Here is a 15782-nt window from a genome sequence, read left to right as displayed (position 1 = left end):
GTGAAACAGAACTGGATCGATTTGTATGTCCTTCGTTTTCAGCCGCGCCGTTGCGGCATTTGTCCTGATAGGCGCAGTCATCGCCTCGGCTCTCTCAGCTCCAGCGCGCGCAGATACCGCCTCCCAGACCGCGAAGACGATCGAGACAACCAACAAGGATGACGTTTCATCGTTCTATCTGGAAAATGGTCTTGAAGTCGTTGTGATCCCGGATCATCGCGCACCGGTTGTCACGCACATGCTGTGGTATCACGTCGGGTCTGCGGACGAGGAGCCCGGTAAATCCGGCATCGCACATTTCTTTGAACACCTCATGTTCAAAGCTACCAAGACCTATCCAGCAGGGGAATTCTCCCGCAAGGTCGCCGAAATCGGCGGACAGGAGAATGCCTTCACCTCCTACGACTACACCGCTTTCTACCAGCAGGTCGCGCCTTCGGCACTTGAAATGGTCATGACCTACGAAGCCGACCGCATGGAGAACCTCATCCTGAATGACGATGTAGTCAAAACAGAGCGCGATGTCGTACTTGAGGAGCGCCGTTCAAGGACGGACAGCAATCCTTCGGCATTGCTCTCGGAAGAGGTCAATGCAACACTTTACCAGAACCATCCCTACCGGATGCCGGTGATCGGCTGGTTGCACGAAATGCAACAGCTCAACCTCAAGGATGCGTTGGCATTTTATGTGAAATATTACACGCCGAACAACGCGACACTCGTCGTCTCCGGAGATGTCGATCTCGAGACGGTCAAGGCGCTGGCGGAGAAGACTTACGGCAAGGTTCCTCGCAGGGCTGAGCCGGGAAAGCGCGAGCGCCCGCAGGAACCGGAACAGAATACCAAAAGAACGGTCTCATTGGCGGATCCGCGCGTATCGCAGCCAAGTTTCCAGAAGATGTGGCTGGCTCCGTCTTACGCGAGCGCGAAGCCGGGTGAGGCGGAGGCGCTCGACCTCTTGAGCGAAATTCTGGGTGGTTCTAACCGCAGCCGCATCTATCAGGCCTTGGTCGTGCGCGATGGATCTGCGGCAAGTGCGGGCGCATATTATCAGGGCGGTTCGCTCGATGCCGGCAGTTTCGGCGTTTACGGTGCGCCGCGCGGCTCGGCGACGCTGACCGAAGTCGAGGCGGGCATCGACGCGCAGATCGCCAAAATCATCAAGGATGGCGTAACCGAAGATGAGTTGGAGAACGCGCGCAATCGCTTCCTGAAAAGCGTCATCTTTGCCCGCGACAGTCAGGCCGGTATGGCGCGCATCTACGGCTCGACACTTTCCACTGGCCAGACCATCAAGGATATTCAGGAGTGGCCGGATCGCATTCGCAGCGTGAAGGTTCAGGACATTCAGGATGTGGCAACGCGCTATCTCGTCGATAGCCGTTCGGTAACCAGCTATCTGATGCCGGAAGACGGAAAACCGGATGCAAAGGTGCAAGTGGAAGCACCCGCTTCTGGAGAAACACAGCAGCCAGAACCGCAAGGCCAGGGAGTCATTCAATGATATCGCCAATCATGAAGCGATTTGCCGCCGCTCTCGTCTTGACATTCTTCGCCGTTGCTCCCGGTTACGCGGTCGAGATCAAGGAAGTCGTCTCGCCGAAGGGCATCAAGGCCTGGCTCGTACAGGACGATTTCGTGCCGCTGATTTCCTTACGCTTTTCATTCAAAGGCGGGTCCAATCAGGATCCGGACGGCAAGGAGGGGCTTGCCAATCTGATGACAGGCCTCTTCGATGAGGGCGCGGGTGATCTCGATTCCGAAACATTCCAGGAAAAGCTCGACGACGTCGGCGCGGAGATGGGGTTCAATGCCGACGATGACAGCATCAGCGGCTCCATCCGGATGCTGGCGGACAAGCGGGATGCTGCTGTCGGTTTGCTAACCCTTGCCGTCAATGCGCCGCGTTTTGACCAAGCGCCGATAGATCGCATCCGCCAGCAGGTCGTAGCCGATATCAGGGCATCCGAACGTGATCCGAACACAATAGCCGGACGTAAATTCGCAGAGGCCCTCTATGGTGACCATCCCTATGGTCGCCGCTCAGAGGGCACCGAAGCGAGCTTGACCTCGATAACCCACGACGATCTTGCTGCTTTCCATAAGAACAATTTCGCCAGGGATAATCTGATTGTCGCGGTCGTCGGTTCCATCAGTCCGCAGGATCTGGCCCCGCTTCTTGACAAGGTGTTCGGTGACCTCCCGGAAAAAGCCCAGCTTGAGCCGATCAGCGAAGCCAAGCTCGCCTTTGGCCAGATCACGCGCGTCGATTACGCCCTGCCGCAGACATCGATTTCCATGGTTTATCCCGGTGTCCGCCGTCAAGATCCGGATTTCTTCCCCGCCTATATCATGAATCACATTCTTGGTGGTGGCTCGTTCTCCTCGCGAATCTACAACGAGGTGCGTGAAAAGCGCGGCCTTGCCTACTCTGCAGGCTCGAACCTTGTTAACCGCGATCATATGGCGGCGCTGATGGTGAACACCGCGACGCGGGCGGATCGTGCGAGCGAAACCTTGCAGATACTGAAAACCGAGATCGCCAAAATGGCCAAGGATGGTCCCACGGACGAGGAGCTTGTCGGGGCCAAGAAATATCTCGTCGGGTCCTATGCCGTGAACAATCTCGACTCCTCTTCGGCTGTCGCCAGTACGCTTATCGGCTTGCAGGACGAAAATCTTGGTCGGGATTATATCGACAGGCGTGCCGATCTGATCAATGCTGTGACGCTCGATCAGGTGAAGGCAGCGGCAAAGAAATTGCTTGAGACCGATCCGGCCATTCTGATCGTCGGGCCACCACAATCCTGAGGAGGATGGGAGCGTCATGATCGCTCGCGATCTGGCAGAGATGAATGGATCGACCGGAGCGGGTAGTACCGCTGGCACTCCAACTTTCGCGATCGCTTTCGGCGGTGGTGGGGCGAGGGGGCTCGCCCATATCAATGTCATCGAGGCGCTGGATGAGCTTGGCATCCGGCCGGCGGCAATTTCCGGTTCCTCTATCGGCGCAATCATGGGCGTAGGCATGGCGGCGGGCATGTCCGGCCGCGAGATCCGAGAATATGCGGTCGCTACCCTGTCGCGGCGCGCCGAAATTGCTGCCCGTCTGTGGCGTCTGCGTCCCGCCAGTTTCGGTGAGATGTTTGGCGGTGGCATCCGCCTCAGCCAGTTCAACATCGAAAAGGTGCTGAAGGGCTTCCTCCCCGACCGCATACCGGACACGTTCGAAGAATTGACTATTCCCCTGAGCGTTACCGCCACCGACTTTTACGGCCAGCAGGAAGTACCGATTGCCTCGGGCGATCTTTATAGCGCAATCGCCGCGTCAGCCGCCATACCGGCATTGTTCCGGCCCGTACGTCGAGACGATCGGATCCTCATCGACGGCGGCATATATAATCCGGTTCCGTTCGATCACCTGAAGGACAAGGCGCAGTTTGTAATCGCTATCGATGTGGTTGGAGGACCCGAAGGCGACGTCGGCAAGTTCCCTTCATCAATCGATGCAATGTTCGGCGCCAGTCAGTTGATGATGCAGTCGATCATCGCGACGCGCCTGCGCACCGACCCGCCGGCAATCTTCCTGCGCCCGAGCGTTGCCCGGTTTGGCGTTCTCGATTTCCTCCGCGTCGAACAGGTGCTGCGCGAGTCAGCAGGAATTAAGGACGAATTGAAGCGCGCTGTTGATGCCGCCATCATCTATGTCGAGCACCGGGAACTGGAGTGAAAACGCCTACTCCGCCGGAGTGGGATCGGGCTCAACAGCGACATCCCTCTCTTCGTCGGGGACCGTATCGATACGTTTGGCTTCCCGTGTTGGCTTGATCAGTGGTTCTGGTGTTACCGGTCGCGTCAACAAAAGATCATTGCCCGCGGTCAGCCCTTCCGAAGCCTGGATATGCAGGCGGTCCTCATCGCGCCGCCTGATATCCTCCATGATTTCATAGGCGAGTTCTTCGCTGACTCCGAGTTCTTCGAGTGTGCGCCGGCCAAACACCAGACCGGATTCAAAGGTCTCGCGCAGCTCGTAATGCACACCGCGCGCCCGCAGTTTCAGTGTATGGACTCGGTCATACGAGCGAACGAAAAGTTTGATATCCGGATATTCCGCCTGGATCATTTCAACGATCTGGTCCGTGATTTCTTTTTTATGTGTGCAGACCGCAACGATCTTGGCCTGCCGAATTCCGGCCGCTTCAAGCACTTCCTTGCGCGTGCCATCACCGAAATAAATGCGGAATCCGAACCGGCCGGCGGCACGGATACGATCCGCGGATGCATCGATCACAGTCACATCGCTGCCGCCCGCAAGCAGAATTTGCGCAGCGATCTGGCCGTAGCGCGAGAAGCCGATCATCATCACATCGGCACCAGCTCCATCGAAATCCTCGTCGATCTCTTCTTGTGCATTCGGATCGACCAGAAACTTGTTTCCAAGCGCGACGGATAGCGGCATGACGGCCATCGAAAGCGTTACGACTGCCACCAGTTCTGAAGCCGTGGACGTGCTCATCAGGCCGGCCGCAGCGGCCGCAGAAAACAACACGAAGCCGAACTCACCGCCTTGCGGCAAGAAGAAAGCGATGCGGATAGCGTCATTGTGGTTGGAGCGGAATAGTCGCGCCAGAAGATAAACAACCAGCGCCTTGATCGCCATGAATACTGGCACCGCAAGCAGGATTGCCAGCCAGTCGTTCACAATGACATCGAGATCCAGCGAAAGCCCCACTGCCATGAAGAACAGGCCGAGGAAAACGCCGCGAAATGGCTCGATATCGGCTTCGAGTTCATGCCGGTAGGAAGATTCCGCCAGAAGGACGCCCGCGATAAAGGCGCCCATGGCCATCGACAACCCGGCGAACTGCATCAGAACTGCCGCACCAAGCACGACGAACAATGCTGCAGCGATCATGACTTCGCGTGCGCCGGTGTTGGCAATGAAGCGGAACAAGGGGTTGAGGAGATAGCGGCCGACAGCGACGATCGCACCTATGCAGATCACCGCAATGAAGAATTGGCCGAGCGGAGCCGCCTGATGCTGGGCGGAGCCGGGCGCGAGTACCGGGATCATCGCCAGCAAGGGAACGATGGCAAGGTCCTGGAACAGCAGGATGGCGAACGAAGTCTGGCCGTGCTGCGTGGCTGTCTCGCCACGCTCCTCCAATATCTGCATGGCGAATGCAGTCGAAGAAAGCGCCAAGCCAAACCCTGTCACAACTGCCGCTTGCCACATCATCAAGTTAAATGCGAGGATCAGCGCGGTAAGCACCGCACCCGTTACGATGACCTGTGCGGCACCCAAGCCGAAAATCGCATGACGCAAGGTCCAGAGCCGGGATGGCTTCAACTCCAGGCCGATCACGAACAATAGGAATACGACGCCGAGTTCGGAAAAATGCAGGACCTGTTCACCATCGGTAATGAGATTGGCCAGAGGTCCGATCAGTAGGCCCGCAGCGAGATATCCGAGAACCGTGCCGAGCCCAAGTCGTTTGAATAGCGGGGCGGCGATAATTGCCCCGGCTAGAAGGGCGAGTGCCTGAAAATAGAGGTTGCCGCTTTGCGAGAGCATATATTTGTGACCTGGACAATGAGATTGTTGCGTTCGGTTGCCTTGATAGACCCCAATTTGCACCATATAGGAAGGAATGCATCTGATGTTTGTCAGATAAGTCCTTGCATCCTGTCATGCAATCAACGTTAGAGATGAAAATGACCGAGCCGGTAAATTCGCGCGAATTCGTTGACAATGCGACGGCGCTTGTCGAAGCTGCAAAACGTGCGGGAGCGGATGCGGCCGATGCAGTCGTTGTGCGTTCGCGTTCCACCGGCGTCAGCGTGCGCCTTGGAAAAGTCGAATCGACCGAATCGTCGGAGAGCGACGAGTTTTCACTGCGCGTCTTCGTCGGTCGCAAGGTCGCGAGCATTTCGGCCAATGCCGGCGCCGATCCAAAGGTTTTGGCCGAGCGCGCCGTCGCCATGGCGAAAGTCTCGCCGGATGATGCCTTTGAAGGACTTGCTGCTTCGGAAAATCTCGTGCGCAACATTCGTGACCTCGACCTGTATGATTCAACAGCGGTCGATGCTGCACAATTGACCGAGGCAGCGCTTGCCGCTGAGGAAGCTGCTCTCGCTGTCGAAGGCGTCACCAATTCCGGAGGTGGGTCTGCATCGGCGGGAATGGGAGGCCTTGTGCTCGTCACCTCTGGTGGCTTTGCCGGGCAATATATGGGCTCACGCTTTTCGCGCTCGGTCAGTGCCATTGCGGGAAGCGGCACCGCGATGGAACGCGACTATGATTTTTCATCGCGCATCTATTTCGATACCTTGGAAGATGCTGCAGCCATTGGCCGTTCCGCCGGTGAGCGTGCCGTCAAGCGCCTCGGTGCTCGCCAGGCCACGACGGGCCGCGTCAATGTCGTTTTCGATCCGCGCGTTGCCCGTGGCATTGCCAGCCATATCGCCAGCGCGATCAATGGTGCATCGGTTGCGCGCAAAACCAGCTTTCTCAAGGATCGCATGGGAACGAAAATCCTGAGCGACGCAATCAATGTCACCGACGATCCATTGCGGGTTCGCGGCTCTTCCTCCCGTCCGTTCGATGGTGAAGGCCTGGAAGGCGTACCGCTGAACATGATCGAGAATGGTGTGCTCAAGCACTGGTTCCTGTCGACCTCGACAGCCAAGGAACTGGGCTTGACCACAAACGGCCGCGGTGTGCGTTCCGGTTCGACAGTAGTGCCGTCATCGACCAACTTCGCCATTGAACCTGGTGATAAGACACCCGAAGAATTGATCCGCTCTGTCGGCACGGGCTTTTATGTGACCGAGCTTTTCGGTCATGGCGTTGACATGATCACCGGCGAGTACAGTCGCGGTGCCTCGGGATTCTGGATCGAAAATGGCGAACTCGCCTATCCGGTTAGCGAAGTCACCATCGCGTCCAACCTGAAAGAGATGTTTCTCAATCTCATCGCGGCCAATGACATTGACCGTAATTTCGGTGTAGCCAGCCCGACACTCCTGATCGAAGGCATGACTCTTGCCGGCAAATAAACAGAACCGCGAAGATCTCGAACTGATACGTGAAGCTGCGGAGGGCGCTGGGCGGATAGCGCTGTCCTACTTCAAACAGACGCCACAAATATGGATGAAGACTGGCAATTCACCGGTCACAGAAGCCGACCTCGCCGCCGATAAGTATTTGAAAGATATGCTTCTTACGGCTAGGCCGGACTATGGCTGGATCTCGGAAGAGACGCTGGACGAGCGCATCGCTTCTCCGCGGCAAAGGTTTTTTGTCGTCGATCCAATTGATGGAACTCGCGCATTCATCGAGGGGGTTGATGTCTGGTGTGTCAGCGTTGCAGTTATCGAGAATGGTCGGCCCGTGGCAGGCGTTCTCGAATGTCCGGCGCGCAACGAGATCATTACAGCCTTGCCAGGTTTCGGCGCGGAGCAGAATGGCAGTGCCATTCGTGTTCAGGCTGAGAACCGGCCATTCAAGGTGGCGGGACCAGCTGCATTTGTGAAGGGACTGCCAGAGCATTTTCTTGCATCCATAGAACATGCTCCCTATGTGGCCTCGCTGGCTTATCGGATCGCCATGGTGGCGCGTGGCGATATCGCCGGGACTTTCGTGCGCCCCAACTCGCATGACTGGGATTTGGCGGCGGCCGACCTCATCCTTTCGGAGGCGGGCGGCAATGTCCTGACAGCCGATGGCAAGCCACTCACCTACGGCTTACGCAATACCAGCACCGGCGACTACCGGCATGGGGCACTCATCGCAGCCAGCGGTCTACTAATGGATAACATGTTGGCCGTTGTCGCCGAAACCGCCTTCGGATAAACAAGCAATAACTTCAATTCGATCATTTGGATGGGCAACCATGAGCGAAAACACATCGGATCAAAAACAGCTGCTTCATCTCGTCTTTGGCGGCGAGTTGAAAAAATTGGGCGGCGTTGAATTTCGCGATCTCGACAAGCTCGACATTGTCGGCATCTACCCCAATTTCGAGACCGCACAGCGCGCGTGGAAATCCAAGGCTCAAGCGACGGTCGATAATGCTCACATGCGCTACTTCATTGTCCATATGCATAAATTGCTCGATCCCGTGACGGGCAAGACAGGTTGATCGCTCGTGCGGTCACGAATTGATAGCGGCATGATTGAAAACGGTTCAGCAACGACGAAAGCTCCCCGGCGAAAAAGCGGGATGCTGAAACGTTTTTGGCGTTCGATACGCGGCCCGTTGGCAAACTCGCCGTTGGTCCGCTCCATGATCGTGTGGCTGATCACTCAATTTTTTCGGCTTGTCCATGCCACCAATCCCCGGCTTCCCGGCTCCTCGGACCTCGAGGACATGAAACGAGGGGGTGAGCCTTTCATCACGGTCGCCTGGCATGGTCAGCATCTGATGGCGCCATTCCTCATGCCGCGTGGTGTCCGCTTCGTCGCCATGTTTTCCAAAAGCAAGGATGCCGAACTTAATGCACGTGTCGCCGAAAGGTTTGGCGTCGAGATCGTGCGCGGCTCCGGCGGCAGAGAGCGGGCCAGGGGAACAGAAAAAGGCGGTGCACGAGCATTGCTAGCCCTAAAAAAAGCCCTCAAGGAAGGTAAGACAGCGGCAATGATTGCTGATATCCCCCACGGGACGCCGCGCGAATCCGGTATTGGTGTCGTCCTGCTTGCCAAACTGTCTGGCCGTCCAATTCTTCCGATTTGCTATTTGACGTCGAAGCGAAAAATCCTGGAGAAGAGCTGGGACAAGACAACCATTCCCTTGCCCTTCGGCAAGTCGGGGCTGATTGTCGGCGACCCTATTTTCGTGCCCGAGGATGCTGATGATGCGATGCTTGAAGCCAAACGTGTCGAATTGACCGAGAGTTTGAATGCAAACACCATTCGAGTTCATGAATTGGTGGATGGCGCGGCATGAGTGAACGTTGGGCCCGATTTGTTCTGAGCACCTATCGATGGGTGGGTGCAGCAGCCTTCCCGATCGTTGGCGCCTATGTGGCTTTCCGTGCGAGCAAAGGCAAGGAAGAGCGCGGTCGTCATGGCGAGCGCTACGGCAATGCCAGCGTTGCCCGCCCTTCGGGACCATTGGTCTGGGTTCATGCGGCCAGCGTCGGCGAGACTTCGGCTGTGACGCCGCTTGTGGAAGCAATCATCGATACGGGCATCCATGTGGTCCTGACGACAGGCACCGTCACATCCGCGAAGATGGTGCAGGAACGCCTCGGCGACCGTGTCATTCATCAGTATGTTCCGCTCGACCTGAAGCCTGCAGTCGACCGTTTTCTGACCCATTGGCAGCCGGACTTAGCAGTCATCTGCGAATCCGAAATCTGGCCGATGACGATCCTCGAACTTGGAACACGCCGGGTCCCGCAAGTTCTCGTCAATGGCCGTTTGTCGGACCGCTCCTTCGCGTCGTGGCACAGGCGCCCGTCAATCGCCGAAGCCTTGTTCGAAAACCTTGCGCATGTCGTTGCCCAATCCGAAGTCGACGGTGAACGGTTCCGAGCGCTGGGTGCAAGACCTGTAACGGTCTCGGGCAATCTGAAAGTCGACACAGCCGTGCCGCCGGTGAACAATGCGGAGCTCGCTGCGCTTCAGCGCATGATCGGATCGCGCAAGATATGGGCAGCCATTTCAACCCACCAGGGGGAAGAGGCGGTCGTTGCGCAAGTCCATCACATGCTGAAGGCTCGGCATCGCGATCTGCTGACGATCATTGTGCCGCGCCATCCGGATCGCGCAGCGCAAATTGCTGGCGAGATCGAGAAAATGGGCATGAAAGTCGCCTTGCGCAGCCGCGGTGATCAGATCGCACCGGACACAGATATCTATCTTGGCGATACGATCGGCGACATGGGGCTTTATCTCCGATTGACGGAAATCGCCTTCGTCGGCCGCTCGCTGACGGCGCAGGGCGGGCAAAACCCGCTGGAGCCGGCCATGCTGAAGTCGGCTATTCTTTCGGGACGTAATGTCCAGAATTTCCGAGATTCCTATCAGCGTCTTATCAAGAATGGCGGTGCCAAGCTGGTGCGCGACAAGGATATGCTGGCCGGTGCGGTGAACTATCTTTTCAACAACCCTGCCGAACGCCAAATCATGATCGATGCCGGATTGAAGACTGTCGAAGACATGCGCGGTTCGCTGACCCGCACTATGACGGCGCTCGAACCTTTTATTCAGCCACTTGTCTTGCAGGCACGTCTGAGCAATCGCGAAGGCGGCTGGAAATGACGAGCGAAGCGCCTCCGTTCTGGTGGGAAAAACCGGATTGGCGCGCTCGGGCCTTGAGCCCCCTGTCGAAAATCTACGGAATTGTTGCCGGCCGGCGCATTCGCCGCGCCAAACCGCCAGCCGTGCCATTGCCAGTGCTCTGCATAGGTAATTTTACCCTCGGCGGCGCGGGCAAGACCCCTACGTCTATCGCTTTTGCACAGGCGGCAACCGCGGCGGGTCTCAGGCCAGGCATTGTGTCACGCGGCTACGGCGGCGCGTTCACCGGTCTGCACCGCGTCGACCCAGACCATGACAGCGCCCGCCATGTCGGTGACGAGCCGATGCTGCTGGCCCGGCATGCACCGGTCGTCGTCTGTTCAGACCGTCTGGCTGGCGCAAAGGCCCTGCAAGAAGAAGGATGCGACTTCATCATAATGGATGACGGCTTCCAGAGTGCCCGTCTTCACTTCGATTATGCTTTGTTGGTCGTCGACGCGGGACGCGGCATTGGCAATGGCCATGTTTTTCCCGGCGGACCCTTGCGCGCACCTCTGACAGACCAGTTGGTCCGGACCGACGCGTTGTTGAAAATCGGTACAGCGAATGGTGCCGACAAACTTGTCCGAAACGCCGCGCGTGCCGCGAAGCCCGTTTATGAGGCTATCCTGAAACCCAAAGCGCTGGAGGGGATAGCCGATAGACCGCTACTCGCTTTTGCCGGAATTGGCGATCCACCCAAATTCTTCAGGACACTGGAGGCGGCGGGTGCCAGGGTCGCACAAACAAGATCGTTCCCGGACCATCATCCCTATAAGGACGACGACGTTTCCGACCTTCTGAAGGACGCCGAGAAAGACGGTCTTACCTTGATTACAACGGCAAAAGACCAGGTGCGGTTGCTGGATGGCAGCCCGGCCGTAAAGGAGTTTGCGTCGCGAATCCTGGTTCTGGAAGTGGAACTTGTTTTCAATCATCCGCAAACGGCATTGCGCATCATTCGGGAGACGCGTGATCGCGCCCGGATACGCTCTCTCAAACGCTCATAATCTGCCGCGGAAATTCCGTATTCTCGGCGGTGCTTCGCGCATGGGTATATCGAGATTGCGTCCAGTCGTCTGACTGAAGTTGCGGTCATTCGAGAAAAGGATATTGCCTCCGCGCCGAATCTCGACAGCGAGCGCAACGCGTGGCACCGACCCGCTTGCCGGAATCTCGATCTCATATGCCACCGGGAAATAGCCGTTGCGGTTGAGCGTGAAACTCGTCGCACCAATCTTGGGCATGTGAGAAGAGTTTCCACCCGTAGCGTCATAGGCGGTTATGTATACGACCGAACTGGCGGTAAGCCACGCATAAGATGAGCCCCGCAGATAGCCGCGTATGGTTTTCGTCGGTCCGCTATAGGCAGGCTGGCGGCTTGCGCTATCTGTGGTGCAGCCGCTTGCTAGCATTCCGGCTGCGACAAGCGAAAATAGTGCTGCGCGCCGGGTGAGCATGTCAGGCCTTGCTGCGTTGACGCAGGGCGGGGTTCATTTCAATCTCGCGCTCCAATGAAATCCGTGCGTCGGCATAGGCTTCCTGCCGTGCAACGCTCCAGTACTTCAGTTCGTCAAGCGGGATCTTTTCCGAGGTAACAGAGCACAGGACATAGGACCCCGGCGACAGGACCTGAAAATCGCCGTCGAGATAGCGGATCTTGGCTTCGCGCGAGCCGGGGCCTTCAAATCTGTTCATCAAGCGTGTTCCGATTTTATCAATTCAATGCATTTAGGCGTCCATAGTCATGCCGGTCAAGAGCTCGGAAGCTTTTGAGAAGCCATCCTCATGCGGCAGCTGGTGTGGTTTTTTGAGAACCGGAGCGCAGTGGACATTCTCGTCCATGAGCACCGGAAGCGCAGAAAAGCGCATCAGATGTCCAACAGGAGGGAGTTATCGAAAGATTTCCTAACGGCGGCCAAACAAGCGCTCTATGTCTGTCAATTTCAGTTCGATATAAGTGGGGCGGCCGTGATTACAGGTACCGGAGCCCGGAGTTTCCTCCATCTGGCGCAACAGCGCATTCATTTCGTCAGGCTTCAGACGTCGTCCGGCGCGAACAGAACCATGGCACGCCATGGTCGCGGCGACATGGTCGAGAATGGCTCTCAGACCGTCAGATGTATCATGTTCGGCAATTTCGTCCGCAAGATCGCGGATCAGTTTCTGTGTGTCGACCTCTCCCAGCATGGAAGGCGTTTCGCGCACGGCGATCGCACCGGGGCCGAAGGATTCGATGCCGAGGCCGAAACGTGCCAATGTCTCCGCGTGAGCGACAAGCCGGCCCACATCTTCTTCCGGTAGATCGACGATCTCCGGGATGAGCAGCATCTGTGCGGGAAGGGGTCTCGAATGCAGGGCATTCTTCAACGCTTCATAGACCAGACGCTCATGTGCGGCATGCTGGTCGACAATGACCAGACTGTCCTCGGTCTGAGAGACAATGTAATTGGCGTGGATCTGCGCCCTGGCCGCACCCAAGGGCATCGATAACAGCTCCTGCGGAGCCTCTACCATCCCCGCCCGCGTATCTGCGGCCAGGGCACCAGCGCCATCATAAAGGAACGCCTGAACTGTTTCCGCAAAGCCGCTGCCGCCATTCGAGGCGACGGGCGCCGTCTCGAATGGACGATAGGGCGATTGCCGGACATTGTAGTTCTGGTTGACGGCGGTCGCACCTTGCCAGCGCTGTCCGGCTGCCGGTCGGATTGGTTCCACACCGCCAAGTCGAAATGAATTCAGCATCGCCTCGGCACCGCTGGTTGCCGCGCGGATGCCGGATTGGCCGAGCGCTTCGCGAATGGCTCCAACGATCAATCCGCGCACGAGCCCGGGATCGCGGAAGCGCACGTCGGCTTTCGCCGGATGCACATTGACGTCTACGAGAGCCGGATCAAGATTGAGGAAAAGCACGACCACTGGATGCCGGTCGCGCGGAATCACATCGGCATAGGCACCGCGTATCGCGCCCCAGATTTGCTTGTCGCGGACAGGGCGCCCGTTCACATAGGCGAATTGCTGCAGGCTATTGGCGCGGTTGAATGCCGGAATGCCGGCGAATCCCGTCAGACGCACACCATCGCGCATCGCGTCGATGGCAATGGCATTTTCTGGAAATTCCTTACCAAGCACCTGCGAAATGCGCTCCAGCATGCCAGTCGATCCCACGCCGGTTGCGGCAAGGTCCAAAGGCGCGCGGTCGCTCCCGGCGATCGAAAAGCGGATATGTGGAAAAGCAATAGCGACGCGCTTGACTACATCGCTGATGGCTGAAGCCTCGGCGCGGTCAGTCTTCATGAACTTCAACCGGGCCGGTGTCGCAAAAAACAGATCACGAACTTCGGCAATCGTTCCACCGTTCACTGGCGTCGGACGAGGTCCGTCCATTCGTCCGCCGTGAACGTTGATCTCAAAACCGGAATCGGCCTCTGCTGTGCGCGATTTGACGGAAAGCCGCGATACCGAACCGATCGATGGCAGTGCTTCGCCGCGAAAGCCAAGCGCGCGTATGTCATGGACATTGTCGGTAAGTTTTGAAGTACAATGACGTGAAACGGCCAGAGACAGCTCCCTCGAGGGAATCCCCGATCCATTGTCGGTGATGCGGATCAGGTTTTTGCCGCCACCCGCCGTGATAATGTCGATGCGCGTTGCGCCTGCGTCGATGGCATTCTCGACAAGCTCCTTCACCACGCTCGCCGGGCGTTCGATGACTTCGCCCGCGGCGATCTGGTTTATGATTGTTTCGGTCAGCTGTTTGATAGCCATTGAAAAGCTATACTGGATTCGTCCTTCCACGGAAATCGGATGGCTTGGCTGTCCTCAGGAAACATTTGGAGGTCCGTCTGGCCTTGGACACGAATTTGATGATAGGTCTTTTCCATAAAATCAAGGAGGAAACCCCATGGCCAATTCGAAGCCGTCCTTTGTCTGGACTGACCCGTTTCTCTTGGAAGATCAATTGACCGAAGACGAGCGGATGATCCGCGACAGCGCCCGCGCATTTGCGCAAAGCGAGCTCATGCCGCGCATCGAAGAGGCTTATCTGGAAGAAAAGACCGATCCTGACTTGTTCAAGTTGATGGGTGATGCGGGTCTTCTCGGTGTCACGCTGCCGGAAGAGTACGGCACGGCCGGCGCATCCTATGTGGCCTATGGCTTGGTAGCGCGAGAAGTCGAACGAGTCGACAGCGGTTATCGCTCCATGATGAGCGTCCAGTCCTCACTGGTCATGTATCCGATCTATGCTTACGGCTCCGAAGAACAGCGCAAGAAATATCTGCCGAAGCTTGCTTCCGGCGAATGGATCGGCTGTTTCGGCTTGACCGAGCCCGATGCAGGGTCCGATCCTGCAGGCATGAAGACCCGCGCCGAAAAGGTCGCGGATGGCTATCGGCTGTCGGGCTCGAAAATGTGGATTTCCAATTCGCCCATCGCCGATGTTTTCGTCGTCTGGGCCAAGTCCGATGCGCATGACGGGCAAATCAGGGGGTTCGTGCTGGAAAAGGGCATGAAGGGACTTTCTGCGCCGAAGATTGGCGGCAAGCTTTCGCTGCGAGCCTCGATCACGGGCGAAATCGTCATGGACGGTGTCGTCGTCGGTGAAGAGTATCTGCTGCCGAATGTTTCCGGCTTGAAGGGGCCTTTCGGTTGTCTTAATCGCGCCCGCTACGGCATTTCCTGGGGTGTGATGGGTGCGGCCGAAGACTGCTGGCAGCGCACTGTGCAGTACGGCCTCGACCGCAAGCAATTTGGCAGGCCGCTGGCGGCGACCCAGCTATTCCAGAAGAAATTCGCCGACATGCAGACGGAGATCGCTCTCGGATTACAGGCCTCATTACGCGTTGGCCGCCTCTTTGATGAGGGCAAGGCCGCGCCCGAGATGATCAGCCTGATCAAGCGCAACAATTGCGGCAAGGCGCTGGACATCGCCCGCGTCGCCCGTGATATGCATGGCGGCAATGGTATCCAGATCGGCTACCACGTCATGCGGCACGCGCAAAACCTTGAGACGGTCAATACCTATGAGGGTACGCACGACGTGCACGCCCTCATTCTTGGCCGTGCGCAGACGGGCATCCAGGCGTTCTTCTGAGCCTCAGCCCTTCTGCTGTTGGACGATGCCGTAGAGATTGGTTGAGCGCGCGCCCGAGCGGCAATAGGCGAGAACCGGACCGTTGGCTTCATCCAGAGCGGCAGCCATGGCATCGACATCGTCCTGCGTCAGCTGACCGGAGACAACGGGAACGTAATAAATCGGAATGCCTGCTTTTTCGGCAACCTGAGAGATATCGGCAAAATCCGGTTGGTCCGGCGATTCGCCGTCCGGGCGGTTGCAGATCAGCGCCTGATAGCCCGCTGCAACAATATCGCGCACATCATCAGGTGAAATCTGGCCGGTCACGGCAAAGCCTTCGTCAATTTGACGGATATCCATTTTATGTCCTTGAAAGTGTGGATGTTGCGAGCAGCATACATCAAAAGATGGTCAAAGCCA

General features: G+C 57.4%; 15 protein-coding genes. 10 read left to right on the top strand and 5 right to left on the bottom strand.

Annotated elements, in window-relative coordinates:
• The first annotated feature begins 25 nt into the window (after positions 1-25).
• Genes ACSQ3H_RS22185 through ACSQ3H_RS22175 form a run of 3 tightly spaced genes read left to right on the top strand, consistent with a single transcriptional unit; the run spans position 26 to position 3730 of the window.
• On the top strand, positions 26-1504 hold the full coding sequence (locus ACSQ3H_RS22185; RefSeq protein WP_436119035.1) for a M16 family metallopeptidase: 1479 nt from the start codon (positions 26-28) through the stop codon (positions 1502-1504).
• The gene (locus ACSQ3H_RS22180; protein ID WP_436119034.1) at positions 1501-2811 is read left to right on the top strand and encodes a M16 family metallopeptidase; all 1311 of its coding nucleotides are present in this window, start codon (positions 1501-1503) and stop codon (positions 2809-2811) included. The genes ACSQ3H_RS22185 and ACSQ3H_RS22180 overlap by 4 nt, the downstream gene beginning before the upstream one ends.
• Positions 2812-2827: 16 nt before the next feature.
• Entirely contained in the window at positions 2828-3730 is a 903-nt protein-coding gene (locus ACSQ3H_RS22175; protein WP_436119033.1) for a patatin-like phospholipase family protein, read from the top strand.
• Positions 3731-3736: 6 nt separating this feature from the next.
• Here the strand turns inward: ACSQ3H_RS22175 and ACSQ3H_RS22170 are convergent, their stop codons facing one another.
• Positions 3737-5575, bottom strand: coding sequence for a monovalent cation:proton antiporter-2 (CPA2) family protein (locus tag ACSQ3H_RS22170; RefSeq protein WP_436119032.1), 1839 nt, complete (start codon positions 5573-5575; stop codon positions 3737-3739).
• Positions 5576-5715: 140 nt separating this feature from the next.
• Between ACSQ3H_RS22170 and ACSQ3H_RS22165 the strand changes: the two genes are divergently transcribed.
• The 6 genes from ACSQ3H_RS22165 to lpxK are packed head-to-tail and all read left to right on the top strand — an operon-like array spanning position 5716 to position 11295.
• Positions 5716-7059, top strand: a complete 1344-nt coding sequence (locus ACSQ3H_RS22165; protein ID WP_436119031.1) for a TldD/PmbA family protein — start codon at positions 5716-5718, stop codon at positions 7057-7059.
• The gene (locus ACSQ3H_RS22160) at positions 7046-7855 is read left to right on the top strand and encodes a 3'(2'),5'-bisphosphate nucleotidase CysQ (protein WP_436119030.1); all 810 of its coding nucleotides are present in this window, start codon (positions 7046-7048) and stop codon (positions 7853-7855) included. Before ACSQ3H_RS22165 ends, ACSQ3H_RS22160 begins: the two co-directional genes overlap by 14 nt.
• A 40-nt stretch (positions 7856-7895) precedes the next feature.
• Positions 7896-8144, top strand: a complete 249-nt coding sequence (locus ACSQ3H_RS22155) for a DUF4170 domain-containing protein (RefSeq protein WP_436119029.1) — start codon at positions 7896-7898, stop codon at positions 8142-8144.
• A gap of 30 nt (positions 8145-8174) precedes the next feature.
• Entirely contained in the window at positions 8175-8948 is a 774-nt protein-coding gene (locus ACSQ3H_RS22150) for a lysophospholipid acyltransferase family protein (protein ID WP_436119028.1), read from the top strand.
• Positions 8945-10267 (top strand): lipid IV(A) 3-deoxy-D-manno-octulosonic acid transferase, encoded by a 1323-nt coding sequence (gene waaA, locus ACSQ3H_RS22145; protein ID WP_436119027.1) that lies wholly within the window; start codon positions 8945-8947, stop codon positions 10265-10267. The genes ACSQ3H_RS22150 and waaA overlap by 4 nt, the downstream gene beginning before the upstream one ends.
• Positions 10264-11295, top strand: a complete 1032-nt coding sequence (lpxK, locus tag ACSQ3H_RS22140; RefSeq protein WP_436119026.1) for a tetraacyldisaccharide 4'-kinase — start codon at positions 10264-10266, stop codon at positions 11293-11295. The genes waaA and lpxK overlap by 4 nt, the downstream gene beginning before the upstream one ends.
• Here the strand turns inward: lpxK and ACSQ3H_RS22135 are convergent.
• The 3 genes from ACSQ3H_RS22135 to mutL all read right to left on the bottom strand — a co-directional run bounded on the left by ACSQ3H_RS22135 (position 11290) and on the right by mutL (position 14053).
• A complete protein-coding gene (locus ACSQ3H_RS22135) occupies positions 11290-11745 on the bottom strand; it encodes a hypothetical protein (protein ID WP_436119025.1) in 456 nt (151 codons plus the stop codon). The two genes, lpxK and ACSQ3H_RS22135, sit on opposite strands and share 6 nt — an antisense overlap.
• A gap of 1 nt (position 11746) precedes the next feature.
• Positions 11747-11986 (bottom strand): DUF2093 domain-containing protein, encoded by a 240-nt coding sequence (locus ACSQ3H_RS22130; protein WP_436119024.1) that lies wholly within the window; start codon positions 11984-11986, stop codon positions 11747-11749.
• 207 nt (positions 11987-12193) lie between these two features.
• On the bottom strand, positions 12194-14053 hold the full coding sequence (gene mutL / locus ACSQ3H_RS22125; protein WP_436119023.1) for a DNA mismatch repair endonuclease MutL: 1860 nt from the start codon (positions 14051-14053) through the stop codon (positions 12194-12196).
• A gap of 136 nt (positions 14054-14189) precedes the next feature.
• On the opposite strand from mutL, the gene ACSQ3H_RS22120 reads away from it, so the two are divergent.
• Positions 14190-15380, top strand: a complete 1191-nt coding sequence (locus ACSQ3H_RS22120; protein ID WP_436119022.1) for an acyl-CoA dehydrogenase — start codon at positions 14190-14192, stop codon at positions 15378-15380.
• A 3-nt stretch (positions 15381-15383) separates the two neighbouring features.
• Here ACSQ3H_RS22120 and ACSQ3H_RS22115 read toward each other — a convergent pair whose 3' ends face one another.
• Entirely contained in the window at positions 15384-15722 is a 339-nt protein-coding gene (locus ACSQ3H_RS22115) for a TIGR01244 family sulfur transferase (RefSeq protein ID WP_436119021.1), read from the bottom strand.
• Positions 15723-15782: the final 60 nt, after the last annotated feature.

It is taken from the genome of Phyllobacterium sp. LjRoot231 (genome assembly GCF_964253365.1).
Classification (GTDB): domain Bacteria; phylum Pseudomonadota; class Alphaproteobacteria; order Rhizobiales; family Rhizobiaceae; genus Phyllobacterium.
This window is presented reverse-complemented; position numbering and strand designations above follow the sequence as displayed.